The sequence below is a fragment of the Pseudomonas putida genome, assembly GCF_002741075.1.
Lineage (GTDB): Bacteria > Pseudomonadota > Gammaproteobacteria > Pseudomonadales > Pseudomonadaceae > Aquipseudomonas > Aquipseudomonas putida_T.
Genome location: NZ_CP016634.1, coordinates 574,095 through 595,477 on the forward strand (window position 1 = coordinate 574,095; position 21,383 = coordinate 595,477).

General features: G+C 62.1%; 16 protein-coding genes and 6 tRNA genes. 18 read left to right on the top strand and 4 right to left on the bottom strand.

All coding sequences use genetic code 11. The features are described 5' to 3' along the window. Positions 1–81: 81 nt before the first annotated feature. Positions 82–2,097, top strand: coding sequence for an excinuclease ABC subunit UvrB (gene uvrB, locus IEC33019_RS03115; RefSeq protein ID WP_070092573.1), 2,016 nt, complete (start codon positions 82–84; stop codon positions 2,095–2,097). 68 nt (positions 2,098–2,165) lie between these two features. Here the strand turns inward: uvrB and IEC33019_RS03120 are convergent, their stop codons facing one another. Both IEC33019_RS03120 and IEC33019_RS03125 read right to left on the bottom strand, forming a co-directional pair. Continuing rightward, positions 2,166–3,656 carry a DHA2 family efflux MFS transporter permease subunit gene (locus IEC33019_RS03120; RefSeq protein WP_170831776.1) on the bottom strand — a complete coding sequence of 497 codons (1,491 nt, stop codon included), beginning with the start codon at positions 3,654–3,656 and terminating at the stop codon, positions 2,166–2,168. A gap of 49 nt (positions 3,657–3,705) precedes the next feature. After that, on the bottom strand, positions 3,706–4,761 hold the full coding sequence (locus tag IEC33019_RS03125; RefSeq protein WP_070092571.1) for an HlyD family secretion protein: 1,056 nt from the start codon (positions 4,759–4,761) through the stop codon (positions 3,706–3,708). 143 nt (positions 4,762–4,904) lie between these two features. Between IEC33019_RS03125 and gltX the strand changes: the two genes are divergently transcribed. The 12 genes from gltX (at position 4,905) to IEC33019_RS03185 (ending at position 11,093) form a co-directional block, all read left to right on the top strand. Beyond that, positions 4,905–6,386, top strand: coding sequence for a glutamate--tRNA ligase (gene gltX / locus IEC33019_RS03130; protein ID WP_070092570.1), 1,482 nt, complete (start codon positions 4,905–4,907; stop codon positions 6,384–6,386). A 286-nt stretch (positions 6,387–6,672) separates the two neighbouring features. Further along, positions 6,673–6,748, top strand: a tRNA-Ala gene (locus IEC33019_RS03135). Positions 6,749–6,827: 79 nt separating this feature from the next. Beyond that, positions 6,828–6,903, top strand: a tRNA-Glu gene (locus tag IEC33019_RS03140). 51 nt (positions 6,904–6,954) lie between these two features. Next, positions 6,955–7,030 (top strand) — tRNA-Ala (locus IEC33019_RS03145). A gap of 43 nt (positions 7,031–7,073) precedes the next feature. Next, positions 7,074–7,149 (top strand) — tRNA-Glu (locus tag IEC33019_RS03150). Positions 7,150–7,217: 68 nt separating this feature from the next. After that, positions 7,218–7,293 (top strand) — tRNA-Ala (locus IEC33019_RS03155). Between the two features lie 42 nt (positions 7,294–7,335). After that, positions 7,336–7,411 (top strand) — tRNA-Glu (locus tag IEC33019_RS03160). A 171-nt stretch (positions 7,412–7,582) separates the two neighbouring features. Continuing rightward, positions 7,583–8,122, top strand: a complete 540-nt coding sequence (locus tag IEC33019_RS03165) for a TetR/AcrR family transcriptional regulator (protein WP_070092569.1) — start codon at positions 7,583–7,585, stop codon at positions 8,120–8,122. A 25-nt stretch (positions 8,123–8,147) separates the two neighbouring features. Then, positions 8,148–8,981 carry an alpha/beta fold hydrolase gene (locus IEC33019_RS03170; RefSeq protein ID WP_070092568.1) on the top strand — a complete coding sequence of 278 codons (834 nt, stop codon included), beginning with the start codon at positions 8,148–8,150 and terminating at the stop codon, positions 8,979–8,981. A gap of 44 nt (positions 8,982–9,025) precedes the next feature. After that, complete coding sequence (locus tag IEC33019_RS03175) at positions 9,026–9,460, top strand: acyl-CoA thioesterase (RefSeq protein WP_070092567.1); 435 nt, start codon at positions 9,026–9,028, stop codon at positions 9,458–9,460. A gap of 51 nt (positions 9,461–9,511) precedes the next feature. After that, positions 9,512–10,492, top strand: a complete 981-nt coding sequence (locus IEC33019_RS03180) for a tRNA dihydrouridine synthase (protein WP_099593028.1) — start codon at positions 9,512–9,514, stop codon at positions 10,490–10,492. Positions 10,493–10,649: 157 nt separating this feature from the next. After that, entirely contained in the window at positions 10,650–11,093 is a 444-nt protein-coding gene (locus IEC33019_RS03185) for an Hsp20 family protein (RefSeq protein WP_070092565.1), read from the top strand. A gap of 152 nt (positions 11,094–11,245) precedes the next feature. Here the strand turns inward: IEC33019_RS03185 and IEC33019_RS03190 are convergent, their stop codons facing one another. Both IEC33019_RS03190 and IEC33019_RS03195 read right to left on the bottom strand, forming a co-directional pair. Further along, positions 11,246–14,545: a PAS domain S-box protein gene (locus IEC33019_RS03190; RefSeq protein ID WP_070092564.1), complete on the bottom strand. Its 3,300-nt coding sequence runs from the start codon at positions 14,543–14,545 to the stop codon at positions 11,246–11,248. Between the two features lie 58 nt (positions 14,546–14,603). Beyond that, positions 14,604–15,482 carry a LysR family transcriptional regulator gene (locus IEC33019_RS03195; protein WP_070092563.1) on the bottom strand — a complete coding sequence of 293 codons (879 nt, stop codon included), beginning with the start codon at positions 15,480–15,482 and terminating at the stop codon, positions 14,604–14,606. 131 nt (positions 15,483–15,613) lie between these two features. On the opposite strand from IEC33019_RS03195, the gene leuC reads away from it, so the two are divergent. The 5 genes from leuC (at position 15,614) to IEC33019_RS03220 (ending at position 21,371) form a co-directional block, all read left to right on the top strand. After that, the gene (gene leuC / locus IEC33019_RS03200; protein WP_070092562.1) at positions 15,614–17,047 is read left to right on the top strand and encodes a 3-isopropylmalate dehydratase large subunit; all 1,434 of its coding nucleotides are present in this window, start codon (positions 15,614–15,616) and stop codon (positions 17,045–17,047) included. Then, on the top strand, positions 17,044–17,688 hold the full coding sequence (gene leuD / locus IEC33019_RS03205) for a 3-isopropylmalate dehydratase small subunit (protein ID WP_043206841.1): 645 nt from the start codon (positions 17,044–17,046) through the stop codon (positions 17,686–17,688). Before leuC ends, leuD begins: the two co-directional genes overlap by 4 nt. A 117-nt stretch (positions 17,689–17,805) precedes the next feature. Continuing rightward, entirely contained in the window at positions 17,806–18,888 is a 1,083-nt protein-coding gene (gene leuB, locus IEC33019_RS03210) for a 3-isopropylmalate dehydrogenase (protein ID WP_070092561.1), read from the top strand. Positions 18,889–18,951: 63 nt separating this feature from the next. Further along, positions 18,952–20,064, top strand: a complete 1,113-nt coding sequence (gene asd / locus IEC33019_RS03215; RefSeq protein ID WP_070092560.1) for an aspartate-semialdehyde dehydrogenase — start codon at positions 18,952–18,954, stop codon at positions 20,062–20,064. A 302-nt stretch (positions 20,065–20,366) separates the two neighbouring features. After that, positions 20,367–21,371, top strand: a complete 1,005-nt coding sequence (locus tag IEC33019_RS03220) for an aspartate-semialdehyde dehydrogenase (RefSeq protein ID WP_070092559.1) — start codon at positions 20,367–20,369, stop codon at positions 21,369–21,371. The last annotated feature ends 12 nt before the right edge of the window (positions 21,372–21,383 follow it).

Genomic DNA, 21,383 nt, shown 5'->3' on the forward strand with positions numbered 1-21,383 from the left:
TTGATTCGGGTCCCGGGCGGGTGCATTTGGGTATAGACTACTGGCTAAATTTACAGTTGCTGCGTTACCGCGAGGTCCGTCATGTCCGAGTTCCAGCTCGTCACCCGTTTCCAGCCGGCCGGCGACCAGCCCGAGGCCATCCGCCTGATGATCGAGGGCATTGAGGCCGGGCTTTCGCACCAGACCCTGCTGGGCGTGACCGGCTCGGGCAAGACCTTCAGCATCGCCAACGTCATCCAGCAGGTGCAGCGCCCGACCCTGGTACTGGCGCCGAACAAGACCCTGGCGGCGCAGCTGTACGGCGAGTTCAAGGCGTTCTTCCCGAACAACGCGGTGGAGTATTTCGTCTCCTACTACGACTACTACCAGCCTGAGGCCTATGTGCCCTCGTCCGACACCTTCATCGAGAAGGACGCCTCGATCAACGATCACATCGAGCAGATGCGCCTGTCGGCGACCAAGGCCCTCTTGGAGCGTCGCGACGCGATCATCGTCACCACGGTATCCTGTATCTACGGCCTGGGCAGCCCGGAGACCTACCTGAAGATGGTCCTGCACGTCGATCGTGGCGACAAGCTCGATCAGCGAGCCCTGTTGCGCCGACTGGCGGACCTGCAATACACCCGCAACGAGATGGATTTCGCCCGTGCCACCTTTCGCGTGCGGGGTGATGTGGTCGATATCTTCCCTGCTGAATCGGACCTTGAGGCCATCCGCATCGAGCTGTTCGATGACGAGGTGGAGAACATCGCCGCATTCGACCCGCTCACCGGCGAGGTCATCCGCAAGCTGCCGCGTTTCACCTTTTACCCCAAGAGCCACTACGTCACGCCGCGCGAGACCTTGCTCGAGGCTGTGGAGGGTATCAAGGAGGAACTCAAGGATCGCCTCGACTACCTGCAGAAGGCCAACAAACTGGTAGAGGCCCAGCGTCTGGAGCAGCGCACCCGCTTCGACCTGGAGATGATCCTCGAACTTGGTTACTGCAATGGCATCGAGAACTACTCGCGCTACCTGTCCGGCCGCCCAGCCGGAGCGCCCCCGCCAACCCTGTATGACTATCTGCCGGCGGACGCGCTGCTGGTGATCGATGAATCCCATGTCAGCGTTCCCCAGGTCGGTGCGATGTACAAGGGCGACCGCTCACGCAAGGAAACCCTGGTGGAGTACGGCTTCCGCCTGCCGTCGGCGCTGGACAACCGTCCCATGCGCTTTGACGAGTGGGAGTCTGTCAGCCCGCAGACCATCTTCGTCTCGGCTACCCCCGGCCCTTACGAAGCCGAGCACGCCGGACGGGTGGTGGAGCAAGTGGTGCGCCCCACCGGCCTGGTGGATCCACAGGTGGAGGTGCGACCGGCGCTGACCCAGGTCGATGATCTGCTTTCGGAAATCCACAAACGGGTAGGGGCTGGCGAGCGAGTGCTGGCGACCACCCTGACCAAGCGCATGGCCGAGGACCTCACCGACTACCTGGCCGATCACGACGTGCGGGTGCGCTACCTGCACTCGGACATCGACACCGTCGAGCGGGTGGAGATCATTCGTGATCTGCGCCTGGGGGCTTTCGACGTGCTGGTGGGCATCAACCTGCTGCGTGAGGGCCTGGACATGCCCGAGGTGTCCCTGGTAGCCATCCTCGATGCGGACAAGGAAGGCTTCCTGCGCTCGGAGCGCTCGCTGATTCAAACCATCGGCCGTGCCGCACGTAACCTCAACGGCAAGGCGATCCTGTACGCCGATCAGGTCACCGGTTCCATGCAGCGCGCCATCGACGAGACCGAGCGACGTCGGGCCAAGCAGATCGAGTTCAACCTGGCCCACGGCATCGTGCCCAAGGGCGTGGTCAAGGACATCACCGACATCATGGAGGGTGCGAGCGTCCCGGGTGGGCGCAGCAAGAAGCGCAAGGGCATGGCCAAGGCTGCGCAGGAGAGCGCCCGCGACGAAGCCGAATTGCAGACCCCGGCGCAGATCACCAAGCGCATCAAGCAACTGGAAGAGAAGATGTTCCAGTTCGCCCGCGATCTGGAGTTCGAGGCCGCGGCCCAGTTGCGCGACGAGATTGGTCAGTTGCGCGAACGGTTGATCGCCAGCTGAGAGCTATGACCGGTACCGGCTTTTTTGCGGGTTACCCGCGAAAAGGCCGGTATAGGCGGCAACTCCATTCAATGGGCCTCGCCTGGCTTCAGCCCGGGGGGCAATGTACGGGTCATCAGCACGGCCACCATGCTCACCACCAACCCGAGTCCGACCCAGTGGAAAGCATCGTTGTAGGCCATGATCAATGCCTGTTGGTGGGCTATCTCGCTCAGTTTGCCCAGCGCCGCGTTATCACTGCCCAGTCGCTCGGCCAACTGCGCCAGCCGCTCGGCCACTTGCGGATTGTTCGGTACCACTGATTCACGCAGGTAATCGAAGTACACCTTGGTCCGTGAATCCAGCAGCGTGGCCAGCAGCGCGATACCTATCGCCCCGCCCAGGTTGCGCAGGATATTGAACAGGCTCGACGCCGAGCCCGCGTCTTCCGGCAGGATGTAGGCGGTAGCGATAAGCGATATGGTCACCATGATCATCGGCTGCCCCACGGCGCGGATGATCTGGATCTGATCGAATTGCGGCCCGGCAAAGTCAGGGTTCAGCACTCCTGAACCGAAGCTGGCCAGCCCGAACAGACAAAAGCCCAGCGCACAGAGTACCTTGGGCGGGATCACTCTCATCAACAGCGGCACCAACGGAATCAGGAACAGCTGCGGCAACCCCATCCACATGATCACCTCGCCGATCTGCAGGGCGTTGTAGCCCTGGACCTGCGCCAGGTACAGCGGCAACAGGTAAATCGAGCCATACAGCCCAACACCCATTCCCAGGCTCGCCACGCTGCTGAGCCCGAAGTTGCGGTTGCCCAGGATGCGCAGGTTGATCAGCGGGTGAGGCCTGGAGAACTGCAGGATGACGAAGGTGATCAGGCTGATCAGCGCGACCGTGCCCAGGCTGACGATGAGGTTCGACTCCAGCCAATCCTTGCGATGACCTTCCTCCAGAAACACTTGCAAGCAACCCAGGCCCAGCCCCAGCGTAACGATGCCGGCGTAGTCGGTGCGCTTGAGCAGGTCCCAGTGTGCTGGCTTCTTCTCAAGGCCATAGAGCAGGCCTGCGATCATCACGATCCCCGGTGGCACATTGATGTAGAAGATATATTCCCAGCCCCAGTTCTCGGTCAGCCAGCCGCCCAGGGTCGGGCCGATCGACGGGGCGAACGTAGCGGTCATGGCGAACATGGCCATGCCCTTGGCGCGTTGATGCTCCGGCAGCTTGATGAGGGTGAGCGTGAATGCCAGGGGAATCAGTGCGCCCCCAGTGAAACCCTGGAGAGCGCGAAAGAGAATCATGCTCTCCAGATTCCAGGCCATGGAGCACAGCAATGAAGAGGCGAGAAACCCCAGGGATACCCAGACTGCCAAGCGCCGGGCCGAGAGTAGCTGCACCAGCCAGGCGGTGAGGGGGATCATGATGATCTCCGCCACCAGGTATGAGGTGGAAATCCACGAACCTTCCTCAAGGGTGGCTGAGAGCGCGCCTTGAATGTCCTTGAGCGATGAGTTGGTGATCTGGATATCCAGCACCGCCATGAAAGCGCCGAGCATCGCGCTCATCACCGCGATCCAGTCGCGGCGGCTCGGCTCCGCGGTGGGGCGTATCAGCGCATCACCGGCCATCGTGGCCTTCGTCCGCGTCTCGCAGGTCAACGGTCGCGGTCACCGACATGCCCGGGCGGATGCGCCCATGCAGCGGGTTGTCGGCGGCAAAGGTGAGCTTCACCGGGATGCGTTGGACCACCTTGGTGAAGTTGCCGGTGGCGTTGTCCGGTGGCAGCAGGCTGAACTGGGCGCCGGAAGCCGCGAACAGGCTGTCCACCCGACCTTCGATCGGGGTGTCCGGGTAGCTGTCGAACACCAGCTCTGCGCGTTGTCCAGGCCGCATTCGGCCTATCTGGGTCTCCTTGAAGTTGGCCTGTACCCAGATGTCTTCGTCCGGAACGATCGACAACAGGTAGGCGCCAGCTTGAACCACCTGGCCATTGCGTGCGTTGCGCTGGCCAATGGTGCCGCTGATCGGTGCGCGAATTTCGCAGCGGCTCAGATTCAGTTCGGCCTGGGCCAAGTCGGTGCGAGCATTGGCGATTTGCGCATCGAGACGCTTGAGGTCTGCGCTCAGGGCATTGACCTGCTGACGCTGGCTTTGCAGGTCGGCTTGGGCTTTGTCGACCTGGGAACGGGCCACGTGGCTTTCTGCCGAGAGGGTGGTGACGCGTTCCTCAGAGACAAAACCCGGCTTACGCAAGGCTTGGGCACGGTTGAGGTCCAGCTGCGAGCGGTTGAAGGTCGCTTGGTTGGCGGCTACCTGGGCCTGGCCGGCTGCAATCAGGCTGCCTTGCTGGGTCAGCCGGCTTTGCGCTTGCTCGCGTTCGGCCTCGCGCGTAGCGAGGGCCGCGCGGGCGCGCTCGACGGCCAGCTCGAAGTCGGCGAGCTCCAAGTGAACCAAGAGCTCGCCCTTGCTCACATGTTGGTTGTCCTGGACCAGGACGTTGTCGATGCGTGCGCCGAGCTGGCTGGAAATGCGCGTGATTTCGCCCTGGACGTAGGCATTGTCGGTGCTCTCGTAGAAGCGGCCCTTGAAGAACCAATGGGCCAGGAAGGCGAGGGCGACGAGCAGGACCAGGGTGAAGAAGATCAGCAGGCGGCGTTTGAGCTGGGCGGGCATGAGGACTATGGTTCCAGAAGTGTAAGTAAATTTAACAGCGAGTACTGGCGTCCTAACAAGTGACAATCGCGCCATTGCTGGAGCCGGATGCCCGCTCCCTGCTAACATCCCGCCTTTGTTTCATCTTTCGTTCGAGACTCTCCATGACCACCGTTCGCACGCGCATCGCGCCATCGCCTACCGGCGATCCCCACGTCGGCACCGCCTACATCGCCCTGTTCAACTACTGCTTTGCCAAGCAGCACGGCGGTGAGTTCATCCTGCGTATCGAAGATACCGACCAGTTGCGCTCGACCCGTGAGTCGGAGCAGCAGATCTTCGACGCCCTGCGTTGGCTCGGCATCGAATGGAACGAAGGCCCGGACGTCGGCGGCCCCCACGGCCCGTACCGGCAGAGCGAGCGCGGTGAAATCTACGCCAAGTACGCCAAGCAATTGGTCGATGCCGGGCATGCCTTCTATTGCTTCTGCACCGCCGAGGAACTGGAGCAGATGCGTGCCGAGCAGATGGCCCGTGGCGAGACCCCGCGCTACGACGGCCGGGCGCTGTTGCTGAGCGCCGAGGAAGTCCAGCGCCGCCTGGATGCTGGAGAGCCCCACGTGATCCGCATGAAGGTGCCGAGCGAAGGTGTCTGCGTGGTTCCGGACATGCTTCGTGGCGACGTCGAGATCCCATGGGATCGCATGGACATGCAGGTGTTGATGAAAAACGACGGCCTGCCGACCTACTTCCTGGCCAACGTGGTCGACGACCACCTGATGGGCATCACCCACGTCCTGCGAGGCGAGGAGTGGCTGCCATCGGCGCCGAAGCTGATCAAGCTGTACGAATACTTCGGCTGGGAGCAGCCCAAGCTTTGCTACATGCCGCTGCTGCGCAATCCCGACAAGTCCAAGCTGTCCAAGCGCAAGAACCCGACCTCGGTGACATTCTACGAGCGTATGGGGTTCATGCCCGAGGCCATGCTCAACTATCTGGGCCGCATGGGCTGGTCGATGCCGGACGAGCGCGAGAAGTTCTCCCTGGCTGAAATGGTCGAGCACTTCGATCTGTCGCGCATCTCGCTGGGTGGCCCGATCTTCGATATCGAGAAGTTGTCCTGGCTCAATGGCCAATGGCTGCGCGAACTGCCGGTGGAAGAATTCGCCGCACGCGTGCAGAAGTGGGCCTTCAACAGTGACTACATGATGAAGATCGCGCCGCATGTGCAGGGCCGGGTGGAGACCTTCAGCCAGATCGCCCCATTGGGAGGCTTCTTCTTCGAAGGCGCGCTCAAGCTCGATGCCAAGCTGTTCGAGAGCAAGAAGCTGTCCGCCGATCAAGTGCGTCAGGTCATGCAATTGATCCTGTGGAAGCTCGAGAGCCTGCGCCAGTGGGAGAAGGACCGTATTACCGGCTGCATCCAGGCGGTGGTCGATGCCCTGGAGCTGAAGCTGCGTGACGCCATGCCGTTGATGTTCGCTGCGGTCACGGGCCAGGCCAGCTCGGTGTCGGTGCTCGATGCCATGGAGATCCTCGGTCCTGACCTGACCCGCTACCGTCTGCGCCAGGCGCTGGACCTGCTCGGTGGCGTGTCGAAGAAAGAAAACAAAGAATGGGAAAAGCTGCTGGCGAGTATCGCCTGACAGCTTTCCGAAGGTCGCGGCCGAACCTGCGCAAGCGGGTTCGGCCGCGAATACCGGGGGCATCCACCTCGGCATTTGCGGATAAACCCGCGTCTGCAGTGGGCGGTGCTCCGGGGGCGCCGGGGCAGGGCGGTAAGTGATTGTTATCTGTGAAAAATTTTTTGAGGTTTTTCAAAAATTTGTTTGACAGCCCAGCAATCGGAACTTAATATGCGCCCCGTCCACAGCGATGAGTGAAATGAAGCGCAAGGCACCCAGCCAGCACTTCAGCTCAAAGCGACATTGTGGGGCTATAGCTCAGCTGGGAGAGCGCCTGCATGGCATGCAGGAGGTCAGCGGTTCGATCCCGCTTAGCTCCACCAAATTCCGCTTTGCGATCAAGGTTATTGGTCGCGAAGAAAGATCGGATTCCAGCAATCCGGTCTTTGAGGTAGAAGGTTCGTCCCCTTCGTCTAGTGGCCTAGGACACCGCCCTTTCACGGCGGTAACAGGGGTTCGAGTCCCCTAGGGGACGCCAGTTTTGCACAAGCGATGTTTCGATTTCGCTGGGCCGAGAGGCTAAAAATCCGGGGCTATAGCTCAGCTGGGAGAGCGCCTGCATGGCATGCAGGAGGTCAGCGGTTCGATCCCGCTTAGCTCCACCAATTTTGCCGCGGTTCGTGAAAACGGATCGGCACGAAGGTTGTTGTCCCCTTCGTCTAGTGGCCTAGGACACCGCCCTTTCACGGCGGTAACAGGGGTTCGAGTCCCCTAGGGGACGCCACTTTACCCGCGTTTGCGGGAGTTGAAAGGCTCATTCGCATGTTTGGATGGGCCTTTTATTTTCACCTTGGGGCTATAGCTCAGCTGGGAGAGCGCCTGCATGGCATGCAGGAGGTCAGCGGTTCGATCCCGCTTAGCTCCACCAATTTTGCCAAGGTACGCGTAAGCGGACCTGCACGAAGGTCACGTCCCCTTCGTCTAGTGGCCTAGGACACCGCCCTTTCACGGCGGTAACAGGGGTTCGAGTCCCCTAGGGGACGCCACTTTTACCCGCGTTTTGCGGGACTTTAAAGGCTCATTCGCATATTGAATGGGCCTTTTGTTTTTCCTGCCTCGAAAAAAGTTCAGCCATCCGACGGAAAGGGGCTGTTTTCTGCTTGCCAAAAAATATTACAGGCATAATATTTCGCTCATAATATTTTTCGAGCTTGGCCATGAGCGACAAGAAGAGCAAAACCCGCGAGCGCATCCTGGAAGCGGCCTGCAGCGCCTTGATCCAGCACGGTCCCGCCGACCCGAGTGTAAGCCAGGTAATGGGCGCCGCCGGGCTGACGGTCGGGGGGTTCTATGCCCATTTCGACAGCAAGGATGAGCTTATGCTCGAGGCCTTTCGTCAATTGCTGGGTGAGCGCCGGGCCTTGCTTGCCCAGGTCGACCCGAGCCTCGATGGGGCGGGGCGGCGTGCGCTGGTGGCGGCGTTCTACTTGTCGCGCAAACATCGCGATGCCCAGGAGCATGCCTGCCCCCTGCCTACAGCCCTGAGCGAGATGCAGCGACTGCCCGAGACATTCCGTGAGGTGCTCGCCGAGCACATCGAGCTGATGACCGCGCAGATGGTCGATCGCCCGGAAGACATCGACAAAGCCTTTGCCGACCTGTCCCTGATGATAGGCGGGCTTACCTTGGCGCGGGCCTTGGGTGATAGCGAGCTGTCCGACCGTATCTTGCGTGCCGCCAAAGCGGCGGTGATCTGAGCTAACCGACCCCTGGAGCAAGGTGATGACAACCCTGAGCTGGATTCGTGGCGTCAATGGCACCCTGGGCCGTCTGGCTCCTGAGCATGTCGCCGGCAAGATGCGCCGAGCCTTCATGACCCCGCGTCCCCTGCCGCCCAGGCACTGGGAGTTGCCTCTGTTGGCTAAGGCCGAGCGCATCACCTTGCGCTTTGGGCTCTCGGCCTTGCGCTGGGGTAAAGGCCCGACTGTCTTGATGATGCATGGCTGGGAAGGCCGGCCAACCCAGTTCGCGGCCCTGATCGAGACCCTGGTGGCGGCCGGGCACACGGTGGTGTCTCTCGAAGGGCCTGGTCACGGACAGTCTCCGGGGCAACACGCCCATGTAGGGCTGTTTGCTCGCGCTTTACTGGAAGCGGCCGCCGAACTGCCGCCGCTGCGTGCGGTGGTGGGGCATTCCATGGGCGGTGCCAGCATGCTGCTGGCTCTGCAATGGGGGCTGCGTACCGAGGTGGCGGTGAGCATCGCGGCACCGGCGCAATTGCTCGGCGTATTGCGGGGCTTTGCCCATCGTCTGGGGCTGCCGGCCCGAGCCAGGGCGGCATTCATCCGACAGGTGGAGCAAGATGTCGGCGTGCAGATCTCACGGCTGGACGTGAGCGGCTACCAGTTGGACTTGCCTGGCCTGGTGGTGTACGCCAGCGACGACTCCTTGGTGCCGGCCACTGAGGCCCAGGCCATCCACAACGCGTGGTTCGACAGCCGCCTGATGCTGCTGGAGGAGGGTGGCCACCAGCGGGTGCTGGCCGATCCGCAGGTGAATCAGGCAGTGCTCGAGCTGCTGGCGCGCACGCCACAAGGAGCACGGCAAAGCGCCTGAGCATCCGGTACACTCTGCCCGATCACTGACCAAGGAGAGCGGGCATGAGTTGGGATCTGGCATCGCCATTCATCATTGATCTTCGCGTCGGCACCGAGGACATCGACGGCCTCGGCCATGCCAATAACGCGGTCTACGTCACCTGGCTGGAGCGCTGCGCCTGGCGCCATTCGCAGCGCCTGGGGTTGGATCTGGCCGAGTACCGCCGTCTGGACCGGGCCATGGCCGTGGTCCGTCATGAGATCGACTACCTCGCCGCCGCCTACGAGGACGACGAACTGCAACTGGCCACCTGGATCATCGATTGGGACCAGCGTCTGCGCATGACCCGGCGCTTCCAGCTCACGCGCCCGCGTGATGGCGTCACCCTGTTGCGGGCGCAGACCACCTTTGCCTGCATCGAATTGTCCAGCGGCAAGCCCAAGCGCATGCCGGCAGAATTTATCGAGGGTTATGGTCCGGCGCTGGCCGGTGCCTGAATCGGCAGTCTTTTTTGCTAGACTGCCGCCTTTTTTCGCCGAGACCCTGACATGCAAATTGCCCTGGCCCCCATGGAGGGTCTGGTAGACAACATCCTGCGCGACGTCCTGACCCGGGTGGGGGGCATCGACTGGTGTGTCACCGAGTTCATCCGCGTCTGTGATCGCCTGCTGCCGGCTTCGTCATTCGACAAGCTCGCGCCCGAGCTGCGCCAAGGTGCGCGAACGGCCGCCGGGGTACCGATGCGCGTGCAATTACTGGGTTCGGATCCTGTCTGCCTGGCCGACAACGCCGTGCTGGCCTGTGAGCTGGGCGCGCCGGTGATCGACCTGAACTTCGGCTGCCCGGCCAAGACTGTAAACAAGTCCCGTGGTGGCGCAGTGCTGCTCAAGGAGCCCGAACTGCTGCATGCTATCGTTCGCGAGGTTCGTCGCGCAGTGCCGGCTCACATTCCGGTGACCGCGAAGATGCGCCTGGGCTTCGACAGCCCGGACGGCGCCCTGGAATGCGCTACGGCGCTGGCCGAAGGCGGTGCCGAGCATCTGGTGGTGCATGCCCGGACCAAGGTCGAGGGCTACAAGCCGCCGGCCCATTGGGAGTGGGTGGCGCGGGTGCAGGATGTGGTGAAGGTGCCGGTGTTCGCCAACGGCGAAATCTGGACTGTCGACGATTGGCGGCGGTGCCGCGAGGTCAGCGGAGCCGAAGACATCATGCTCGGCCGCGGCCTGGTGTCGCGACCAGATCTGGGATTGCAGATCGCTGCGGCTCGCGATGGGCGGGAATATCAGCCGATGACCTGGGATGATTTGCTGCCGCTGCTGCGTGAGTTCTGGCGCCAGGCTCAGGCCAAGCTGTCGCCGCGTTATGCGCCCGGGCGCTTGAAGCAGTGGTTGGCCATGCTGACCCGCAGTTATCCCGAGGCGGTGGTGCTGTTTGCCGAACTGCGGCGCGAGGACGATTGCCAGCGGATCAGTCGGCTGCTCGGTATTGAGCAGGCGGTAGCGGTGGATCTTGATGCTTGCGTGGCCTGAGCCGAATTTTGCGCTTACAGCCTCGTCAACGATGCCGCCAAAAAAATTTTTGAATGACCTCTTGAAACCCTCTTGTCGGGCCTTATCTCTTGAGTACGCGATGCCGAAGTCGGGTCGCGTAATGACTTAACTTGCTGAAACTCAGGAGTTCATGACCATGACTACCGCTTTCTCTCTCGCACCACTGTTCCGCCATTCCGTTGGTTTCGATCGTTTCAATGACCTGTTCGAGTCCGCGGCACGTAACGAGGCGGGTAGCAGCTACCCTCCCTACAACGTGGAAAAACATGGCGATGACCACTATCGCATCGTGGTTGCCGCAGCCGGTTTCCAGGAGCAGGACCTCGACCTGCAGGTCGAAAAAGGCGTCCTGACCGTGATCGGTGGCAAGCGCGACAGCAGCACCGAAGGCGTAACCTACCTGCACCAGGGCATTGCCCAGCGCGCCTTCAAGCTGTCCTTCCGCCTGGCTGACCACATCGAAGTGAAAGCCGCGGGCCTGGCCAACGGCCTGCTCAGCATCGACCTGCTGCGCATCGTGCCGGAAGAGGCCAAGCCAAAGCGCATCCCGATCAATGGTGAGAAACCAGCGTTGAACTAAGTTCAGCTAGATGAGAAAGGGCACCTTCGGGTGCCCTTTCTGCATTGTGAGCCGGGCCTATCCCAGGGACCTTTTGGGAGCGGGTTTACCCGCGAATACGATAGCGAATTCACCGGTATCCGCGGGCAGGTTCGCCCCCCCGAGCGCAGGGCTCAGTAATCCGCCGGTGCTTCCATCAGCATCTGGCGAAACTCCGGTAAGGGCAGTGGGCGGCTGTGCAGGTAGCCTTGATACAGATAGCAGCCTTGGCGCTCGAGAAACTCCAGTTGATCGGACTGCTCCACCCCTTCGGCGATCACCGCCAGGTCCAGGCTACGGGCCATGGCCACGATGGCGCGGACAATCTCGGCGTCGTTGGGGTCGATCGGGGCATCCCGCACGAAGGTCTGGTCGATCTTCAGCGCATCCACCGGCAGGCGTTTGAGGTAGGTCAGCGAAGAATAGCCGGTGCCGAAGTCGTCCATGGCAAAGCTCACCCCATAGCGCTTGAGCTCGCGCATCTTGCTGATGGTGTCTTCCAGGTTCTGGATGACGATGCCTTCGGTGATCTCAAGTTTGAGCATTCGTCGCGGCAGGCGGTAATCGTCCAGGCTACGCAGTACCCGTTCGACGAAATTGTTCTGGCGAAACTGCCGGGGGCTGATATTGACGCACAGGCTGAAATCATCGGCGTCGATCAGCCCATCCTCGAGCATGCGCGCACAGGCATCACAGGCCTCGTCGAGGATCCAGCTGCCTACTTCCAGAATCAGGCCACTTTCTTCAAGCACCTGGATGAACTGCGATGGGGGCTGTTGGCCCAGTTGCGGATGGTGCCAGCGCAGCAGGACCTCGGCACCGACGATGCGGTTGTCGCGGGCATCCACCTGCGGCTGGAAATGCAGCGCGAGTTCGCCGCGGGCCAAGGCCAGGCGCAGGTCGGTCTCCATGCGCAGGCGTTCGCTCGCAGCCTTCTGCATGGTGGTGTGGAACAGTTGCGTGGTGTTGCGCCCGGAATCCTTGGCTCGATACAGAGCGATGTCGGCGCGCTTGAGCAGGTCGGCGGGTGTCGCGCCATGGTCCGGTATCAGCGCCACGCCGATGCTGGGTGTGACCTGCAGGCGCTGGCCATCCAGGGACATGGGTTCGGCAAGCAGCTCGCGCAGGGTGTCGGCCAGTTCGCGGACTTTCTCCTCCACTTGATCGCGGCTGCCCTCCAGACCGCTGAGCAGCACCACGAACTCGTCGCCGCCCAGGCGGGCCACGGTGTCCTCCAGGCGTACGCTGGCCTCCAGGCGCGCGGTGATGATCTTGAGCACCGTATCGCCCACCGGGTGGCCGAGGGAGTCGTTGATGTGCTTGAAATGGTCAAGGTCCAGGAACAACAGCGCGCCGCGCAGGTTGTGGCGCTTGAGCAGGGCGATCTGTTGGCTCAGACGGTCCATCAGCAGGGCGCGGTTGGGCAGGTTGGTCAGCGGGTCGTGGTAGGCCAGATGGCGAATCTGCGCCTGGGCGTTCTTCAGTTGGCTGACATCGCGGGCGGTGAGCAATAGACAGTCGGCCTCGTTGAGGCTCAGCGGCTCCACCGAGACCTCCACGGTGAGGATATCGCCGCGTTTGTTACGGCCCAGCATTTCGCGGTGGTGCACCCGGCCGCGCTCCCTGAGTTCGGTGAGCAGGGCGGCGCGTTGCTTGTCGTCGGCCCAGATGCCGACTTCATAGACCGTGCGCCCGATCACTTCGGCGCTGCTGTAACCGGTCAACCGGCAGAAACCGTCGTTGACTTCGAGGTAGCGGCCTGTCGTGCGCTCGGTAAGCGTGATGGCGTCGGGGCTTGAGTGGAAGGCCTTGGCGAATTTCTCTTCGCTGGCCTTGAGGGCTGCTTCGGCGCGCTGCTGTTGGGTAATGTCGCGCAGGGTGGTGACGCTGCAGGGCTGGTCGTCGACGGTGATCTGGCAACTGGAGATGACGCACGTCAGCGACGAGCCGTTGTGGTGATTGACCACCACCGCCACATTGTTCAGTGCCCGTTCGCGGATCACTTGCTCAATGCGCTGTGCCCGTTGCGCCGACTCCGCCCACAGGCCGATCTGCTCGGCGGTGCGACCGATCACCTGCTCGGCGCTCCAGCCGAAGGTCTGGGTGAAGGCGCGGTTGATTTCAATGAACTGGCCGTTGTCCTGGCGGGTCACGCAGATCGGATCCGGGCTGACCTGGAACAGGCTGGCGAATTTTTCCTCGGAGGCGCTCAGGCGCTGTTCGCGCTCCACCTGGTCGGTGATGTCGAGCAGGGTGCCGGCCATGCGCAGTGGGTTGCCCTGTTCGTCGCGATAGAGGCGGGCGCGGCTTTCGATGTAGCGTGAAGCGCCGTTGTCCAGTTGCACCCGGTAGGTGACCTGATAGTTGCCCGCCGGCCCTTCGCGCAGGCTGCGGTAGGTCTGGCGCATGACACTGCGCTCCTGCTCCGACACGCCCTCGAAGAAAGCCTCGAACGACTCGTGGAACGGCACCGGGGCCAGGCCATGCAACTGCGCGGCGCGGGCCGAGCCATAGAGCATGCCACTGGGGATGTGCCAGTCCCAGGTGCCCAGTTGCGCGGAATCCAGGGCCAGGTCTAGGCGCTCCTGGCTGTCTTTGAGGGCTTGCTCCGCGCGTTTGCGTTCGCTGGTGTCGACAAAAGTGCTGAGCAGGTAGGTCACGCCTTCGAGCTCGATGCTCTGGGTGCAGAGGATGCCATCGTGGATCTTGCCGGTGCTGGCGCGAAACTGCACCTCGAGGGTCAATGGGCCGCCATTGTTGCTGCGTGTGCTGTCCAGCACCTGGTGGCGCAGCTCGGGGTTGACCCACAGCCCCAACTCCAGGGTGGTCTTGCCGATCACCTGGGTGCCGGGCCAGCCGAACATATCTTCGAAATGCTGGTTGACCTCGAAGATCATGCCGTCGTGACGGCGGGTCAGAAGAATGACATTGGGGCTCAGGTGAAAGAGGGTGGCGAAGCGCTTTTCGGAGTTGATCAGCGCGGTTTCTCGCTCGTGTTGGCGGGTGATTTCCCGCACGACCCCGATCATCTGCGGGCGACCGTCTGGGGCATGGGTCAGGCTGCCGGTGACTTCCAGCCAGTGCATGCTGCCGTCCGGCCAGCGTATGCGATGGCGCATGGCCGTCTCCACGGGTTCGCCATTGACCACGGCCTGGAACATCTGGCGCGTGCGGGCGCGATCCTCCTCTGGCAGCAGATCGAGGTAGTCGATGTCGTTGGGCAATGGTCGATCAGGTGCGAAGCCGAACAGCGCCTGGGTTGCCCGCGACCAACTGATCCGGCCGCTGTCGATATCCCACAGCCAAGCGCCCAGGCGCGCGCCATTGAGCGCTGCCAGCAACTGCGGAGCGTTCTGCCAAGTCTGCTCCGACTCCTGGGGAGCTGCCGCGTGGATGCGCGGCAGGCGCGGAAAACGGTTTGCTGATTTGGGCATCGGTACCAGACCTTTGGCGGATGACGCATCCCTGTTTGGAAGATCGGCCGGACTGGGCTCAGGCGGCCGCTGCATGACTGTCGAGCAACGCCATGAAGGCCTTTGCCGCGTTCGACAGCGTGCGTTCGGTATGCAGAATGTAGCCTAGCTGGCGTGACAGCTGTATGCCGGGCAAGGCGATGGGTGCAACCTGCTCGTCGAGCATCGTGCGCGGTAGCACGCTCCAGGCAAGGCCAATGGAAACCATCATCTTGATGGTCTCCAGATAGTTGGTACTCATGGCGATGTTCGGTGTCAGGCCCTGGCTTTCGAACAGACGCTGGACGATATGGTGGGTGAAGGTATTGCCGCCAGGGAATACCGCCGGGTGGCGGGCGACATCGGCCAGGCTGACTTGCTGGTTGCTGGCCAGGGGATGCTCGGGTGCGGCGACGAAATCCAGTGCGTCGTCCCAGACGGGCACGGCGCGAATCAAGTGGTGGGGCTCCGGAGCCAAGGTGATGACCGCGATCTCTGCGCGCCCATGGAGAATTTCATCGTAGGCCGCTTCCGAATCCAGGAACTGAATATCCAGCGCCACCGACGGGTGCTGGCGGGTGAAAGCCCGCAACAGCGGGGGCAGGCGGTGCAAACCGATATGGTGACTGGTGGCGAGGGTCAGGCGACCACTCACCTCACCGGTCAAATTGGTCAGCGCCCGTCGGGTATCATCCAGAACGTTGAGGATCTGGTAGGCGCGGGGCAGCAGGGCGCGTCCGGCTTCGGTCAGGGTCACTTCCCGGCCGAGGCGATCGAACAGGCGCACGTCCAACTGCTGCTCGAGCCCGGCAATGCGCTTGCTGACGGCCGGCTGGGTCAGATGCAGGCGCTCGCCGGCACCCGAAAAGCTCCCGGTTTCGGCAATGGCAATGAAGGCACTGAGGTTGGCCAGGTCCACGACGTTGAATTCCTATTGGTTATCCAAAGCATAAAAATTATGAATTTGAGTTATTCAATCTAACCCCATAGCATCGACCGTACAAGCCAAGGGGTTATTGGCATAGAAATACGCTGATGAGGAATAGTCAGATGTCTGGCAAAACGCTCTACGACAAACTCTGGGATGCGCACGAAGTCAAGCGGCGCGACGATGGTTCGTCCTTGATCTACATCGATCGTCACATCATCCACGAAGTGACTTCGCCCCAGGCCTTCGAAGGCCTGCGCCTGGCCAACCGCAAGCCATGGCGGATCGACGCCAACATCGCGACCCCTGACCACAACGTGCCGACCACGCCAGAGCGCAAGGGCGGCATCGCGGCCATCGCCGACGAAGTATCGCGCCTGCAGGTGCAGACCCTCGACGAGAACTGTGACGAGTACGGCATCGTCGAATTCAAGATGAACGACGAACGTCAAGGCATCGTGCACGTCATCAGCCCCGAGCAGGGCGCCACCCTGCCGGGCATGACCGTGGTCTGCGGCGACTCGCACACCTCGACCCACGGTGCCTTCGGTGCACTGGCCCACGGCATCGGCACCTCGGAAGTCGAGCATGTGCTGGCCACCCAGTGCCTGGTCGCCAAGAAAATGAAGAACATGCTGGTGCGCGTCGAAGGGCAACTGCCTGCAGGCGTGACCGCCAAGGACATCGTCCTTGCCGTGATCGGCAAGATCGGCACCGCCGGCGGCAATGGCCACGCCATGGAGTTCGCTGGCAGCGCCATCCGTGAGCTGTCGATGGAAGGCCGCATGACCATCTGCAACATGTCCATCGAAGCCGGTGCCCGCGTAGGCCTGGTTGCCGTGGATGACACCACCGTTGCCTATGTCGAGGGCCGCCCATACGCGCCCAAGGGCGAGCAGTGGAAGCAGGCGGTCGCGGCCTGGAAGGGCCTGGTTTCCGATGCCGATGCGGTGTTCGACACCGTGGTCGAGTTGGACGCTGCGCAGATCAAGCCGCAGGTCAGCTGGGGGACTTCGCCTGAAATGGTCCTGGCCGTCGACCAGCGTGTGCCGGACCCGGCTGCCGAGCCTGACCTGATCAAGCGCGGCTCCATCGAGCGCGCGCTCAAGTACATGGGCCTGGCCGCCAATCAGGCGATCACTGACATCAAGCTCGACCGTGTGTTCATCGGCTCCTGCACCAACTCGCGCATCGAAGACCTGCGCGCCGCCGCCGAGATCGCCAAGGGCCGCAAGGTCGCAGCGAACGTCAAGCAAGCCTTGGTGGTGCCAGGCTCGGGCCTGGTCAAGGCTCAAGCCGAGCGCGAAGGGCTGGACAAGATTTTCATCGAGGCGGGTTTCGAATGGCGTGAACCTGGTTGCTCCATGTGCCTGGCGATGAACCCGGACCGCCTGGAAAGCGGCGAGCATTGCGCCTCGACCTCCAACCGCAACTTCGAAGGCCGTCAGGGCGCCGGTGGTCGTACCCACTTGGTCAGCCCGGCCATGGCCGCCGCCGCCGCGGTGACCGGCCACTTCATCGATGTCCGCGAGTTGATCCAAGGGAGCGCAGCATGAAAGCCTTTACCCAGCACATCGGCCTTGTCGCACCATTGGACCGCGCCAACGTCGACACCGACCAGATCATCCCCAAGCAGTTCCTGAAGTCGATCAAACGCACCGGTTTCGGTCCGAACCTGTTCGATGAGTGGCGCTACCTGGACGTGGGCCAGCCCTACCAGGACAACAGCAAGCGTCCGCTCAACAAGGAGTTCGTACTCAACCACGAGCGTTACCAAGGTGCCAGCGTGTTGCTGGCGCGGGAGAACTTCGGTTGCGGCTCGAGCCGTGAGCACGCGCCATGGGCGTTGGATGAATACGGTTTCCGTAGCGTCATCGCGCCGAGCTTCGCCGACATCTTCTTCAACAACAGCTTCAAAAACGGTCTGCTGCCGATCATCCTCAGTGACGAAGAAGTCGATGAGTTGTTCAAGCAGGTCGAGGCCAACCCGGGCTATCAGCTGACCATCGACCTGCAAGCGCAGGCCGTGACCCGTCCGGACGGCAAGGTGCTGCATTTCGAGATCGACGCTTTCCGCAAGCATTGCTTGCTCAATGGCCTCGACGATATCGGCCTGACCCTGCAGGACAGCGACGCCATCCAGGCGTTCGAGGCCAAGCATCGGGCCAGCCAGCCCTGGTTGTTCCGCGACGCCTGATACGCGGATTGCCCGGCAGGGCGACTCCTGTAACGATGTAAGGCAGGGGCCGTTTCGCCGGGCCGGTTTTTATCGGTGGGCCGAGCAGGCGCGCCGTTCGAATGGATAGAGGAAAGCATGAGCAAGCAGATTCTGATTCTCCCAGGTGATGGCATCGGTCCGGAAATCATGGCCGAGGCGGTCAAGGTGTTGGAGCTGGCCAACGACAAGTTCCAGCTCGGCGTCACCCTGGAGCACGACGTGATCGGCGGTGCGGCCATCGACAAGCATGGCATTCCGCTGGCCGACGAGACCCTGGAGCGCGCGCGCAAAGCCGATGCCGTACTGCTCGGCGCGGTCGGTGGGCCCAAGTGGGACAAGCTCGAGCGTGATATCCGTCCAGAGCGCGGCCTGCTCAAGATCCGTTCGCAACTGGGTTTGTTCGCCAACCTGCGCCCAGCGATCCTCTACCCGCAGTTGGCCGATGCCTCCTCGCTCAAGCCGGAAATCGTCGCGGGGCTGGATATCCTTATCGTTCGCGAGCTGACAGGCGGCATCTACTTCGGTGCGCCGCGCGGTCAGCGCGAGCTGGAAGGTGGCGAGCGCCAGGCCTACGACACCCTGCCGTACAGCGAGAGCGAAGTGCGCCGCATTGCCCGCGTCGGCTTCGACATGGCTCGCGTGCGTGGCAAGAAACTGTGCTCGGTGGACAAGGCCAACGTGCTGGCTTCCAGCCAGTTGTGGCGTGAAGTGGTCGAGGACGTGGCCAAGGACTACCCGGACGTCGAACTCAGCCACATGTACGTCGACAACGCCGCCATGCAACTGGTCCGCGCACCCAAGCAGTTCGATGTGATGGTGACCGACAACATGTTCGGTGACATTCTGTCGGATGAAGCTTCCATGCTGACCGGTTCCATCGGCATGCTGCCGTCTGCGTCCCTCGATGCCAACAACAAGGGCATGTACGAGCCTTGCCACGGCTCGGCGCCGGACATCGCAGGTCTTGGTATCGCCAACCCGCTGGCGACCATCCTGTCGGTGTCGATGATGCTGCGTTACAGCTTCAACCAAGTGGTCGCAGCCGATGCGATCGAGAAGGCTGTCAGCGTGGTGCTGGATCAAGGCCTGCGTACCGGCGACATCTGGTCGGCCGGCTGCAGCAAGGTAGGTACGCAGGAAATGGGCGACGCAGTAGTCGCAGCGCTGCGGAATCTGTAATCTCTCTGGCCCGCCATCGTCTTCCCTCGATGGCGGCCCACTTTTAGCAAAGGTGTAGTTGCGATGAAACGTGTAGGTCTGATCGGTTGGCGAGGTATGGTCGGTTCCGTGCTCATGCAGCGGATGCTGGAGGAGCAGGATTTCGACCTCATCGAGCCGGTGTTCTTCACCACGTCCAACGTGGGTGGCCAGGGTCCGAACGTGGGCAAGGATATTGCTCCGCTCAAGGACGCCTATAGCATTGAAGAGCTCAAGACCCTCGACGTCATCCTGACCTGCCAGGGTGGCGACTACACCAACGAAGTCTTCCCCAAACTGCGCGAAGCGGGCTGGCAGGGTTACTGGATCGATGCTGCTTCCTCCCTGCGCATGCAGGATGACGCCGTAATCATCCTCGACCCGGTCAACCGCAAGGTCATCGACCAGCAGCTCGATGCTGGCACCAAGAACTACATCGGCGGCAACTGCACCGTCAGCCTCATGCTGATGGGCCTGGGCGGCCTGTTCGAAGCCGGTCTGGTCGAGTGGATGAGCGCCATGACCTATCAGGCGGCCTCCGGTGCCGGTGCGCAGAACATGCGCGAGCTGATCAAGCAGATGGGTGGCATCCACGCGGCGGTCGCCGATGACCTGGCCAACCCGGCCAGTGCCATCCTCGACATCGACCGCAAGGTTGCCGAAACCATGCGCGGCGAAGCCTTCCCAACCGAGAACTTCGGCGTACCGCTGGCAGGCAGCCTGATCCCATGGATCGACAAGGAGCTGCCTAACGGCCAAAGCCGTGAGGAATGGAAAGCCCAGGCCGAGACCAACAAGATCTTGGGCCGCTTCAAGAACCCGATCCCGGTCGACGGCATCTGCGTGCGCATCGGCGCCATGCGTTGCCACAGCCAGGCGCTGACCATCAAGCTGAACAAAGACGTGCCGCTGGCGGATATCGAAGGCATGATCAGCCAGCACAACCCTTGGGTGAAACTGGTGCCGAATCAGCGTGAGATCAGCATGCAGGAGCTGAGCCCCACCACGGTGACGGGGACCCTGAACGTGCCGGTTGGTCGTCTGCGCAAGCTGAACATGGGATCGCAGTATCTGGGAGCCTTCACTGTAGGTGACCAACTGCTGTGGGGCGCTGCCGAGCCGCTGCGTCGCATGCTGCGGATTCTGCTGGAACGTTGATCGCACCTTTGCTTTGACCGAGAACCCACGCCTGGCGTGGGTTTTCTGTTTTTTGGTGTTGGTGTCGCGGGTTGTGGGCATATCCGTTTTTTGGGTGACGCTTAGTCACCTTTGCGCCTTTACGGCGGGTCACGTTGGCCAAGACCAACGTGACCCGCCGTAAAGGCGCAAAGCGCCGGTGGCGCCACCACCAAAAATGGATATGCTCAAAACTCAAAACGCCCAACCCCAAGCAAAACTACTCCCCACCACTCAATCCAAGTAAAGTGCCGCACCCCAAGTTCCACCAGAAGGCCCAAACCATGCCCCAGCCCATAGACATCGCCATCATCGGCGCCACCGGCAGCGTCGGCGAAACCCTCGTCCAGATCCTCGAGGAACTCCAATTCCCCGTCGCCACCTTGCACCTGCTGGCCAGCATGGAATCCGCTGGCAGCAACATGATGTTCGCTGGAAAGAAACTGCGCGTACGTGAAGTCGACAGTTTCGACTTCAGCCAGGTCAAGCTGGCTTTCTTCGCCGCAAGCCCCGCTGTCACCCGCAGTTTTGCCCCCAAGGCCCAGCAGGCCGGCTGCTCGGTCATCGACCTGTCGGGTGGCCTGGAGCAGGCCCTGGCGCTGGTCCCGGAAGCCAACGGGGATAAGATCGCCCAGCTCAAGTCTCCTGTGCTGATTGCCAGCCCCAGCGCAGCGGCCGTTGCGTTGGCGGTAGCCCTGGCACCGCTCAAAGGCTTGCTCGACATCGAGCGGGTACAGGTGATGGCTTGTCTGGCCGTGTCGGCCCAGGGCCGTGAAGCTGTCACCGAACTGGCCCGCCAGACCGCCGAACTGCTCAATGCTCGGCCGCTGGAGCCGCGCTTTTTCGATCGTCAGGTCGCTTTCAACGTACTGGCGCGGGTCGGAGCCGCCGACGAGCACGGTCACACCAGCCTGGAACGGCGCCTGGTCGATGAGCTGCGCGTGCTGCTTGACCTGCCGGCGCTGAAAATCTCTGTGAGCTGCGTTCAAGTCCCAGTGTTTTATGGCGATAGCTTCAGTGTGGCGGTGCAGAGCCGTCGCCCGGTCGATCTGGAGGCGGTCAACGAGGCGCTCGAGGCCGCCGCTGGCATCGAGCTGGTCGAGCCGGAGGATTATCCGACAGCCGTCGGCGACGCAGTGGGCCAAGACGTGGTCTATGTTGGTCGTGTACGCCATGGCATCGACGAGCAAGAACAACTCAACCTCTGGCTGACCACCGACAATGTGCGTAAAGGGGCCGCCCTTAACGCCGTGCAAGTGGCCGGATTGTTGATAAAAGACATGGTGTAAAAGATACTGGCG

Excerpts from the sequence above, each read along its gene's own strand:
- uvrB (WP_070092573.1), top strand. The coding sequence starts at position 82 with ATGTCCGAGTTCCAGCTCGTCACCCGTTTCCAGCCGGCCGGCGACCAG.
- IEC33019_RS03125 (WP_070092571.1), bottom strand. The coding sequence starts at position 4,761 with ATGCCCGCCCAGCTCAAACGCCGCCTGCTGATCTTCTTCACCCTGGTC.
- gltX (WP_070092570.1), top strand. The coding sequence starts at position 4,905 with ATGACCACCGTTCGCACGCGCATCGCGCCATCGCCTACCGGCGATCCC.
- IEC33019_RS03165 (WP_070092569.1), top strand. The coding sequence starts at position 7,583 with ATGAGCGACAAGAAGAGCAAAACCCGCGAGCGCATCCTGGAAGCGGCC.
- IEC33019_RS03170 (WP_070092568.1), top strand. The coding sequence starts at position 8,148 with ATGACAACCCTGAGCTGGATTCGTGGCGTCAATGGCACCCTGGGCCGT.
- IEC33019_RS03175 (WP_070092567.1), top strand. The coding sequence starts at position 9,026 with ATGAGTTGGGATCTGGCATCGCCATTCATCATTGATCTTCGCGTCGGC.
- IEC33019_RS03180 (WP_099593028.1), top strand. The coding sequence starts at position 9,512 with ATGCAAATTGCCCTGGCCCCCATGGAGGGTCTGGTAGACAACATCCTG.
- IEC33019_RS03185 (WP_070092565.1), top strand. The coding sequence starts at position 10,650 with ATGACTACCGCTTTCTCTCTCGCACCACTGTTCCGCCATTCCGTTGGT.
- IEC33019_RS03190 (WP_070092564.1), bottom strand. The coding sequence starts at position 14,545 with ATGCCCAAATCAGCAAACCGTTTTCCGCGCCTGCCGCGCATCCACGCG.
- leuC (WP_070092562.1), top strand. The coding sequence starts at position 15,614 with ATGTCTGGCAAAACGCTCTACGACAAACTCTGGGATGCGCACGAAGTC.
- leuD (WP_043206841.1), top strand. The coding sequence starts at position 17,044 with ATGAAAGCCTTTACCCAGCACATCGGCCTTGTCGCACCATTGGACCGC.
- leuB (WP_070092561.1), top strand. The coding sequence starts at position 17,806 with ATGAGCAAGCAGATTCTGATTCTCCCAGGTGATGGCATCGGTCCGGAA.
- asd (WP_070092560.1), top strand. The coding sequence starts at position 18,952 with ATGAAACGTGTAGGTCTGATCGGTTGGCGAGGTATGGTCGGTTCCGTG.
- IEC33019_RS03220 (WP_070092559.1), top strand. The coding sequence starts at position 20,367 with ATGCCCCAGCCCATAGACATCGCCATCATCGGCGCCACCGGCAGCGTC.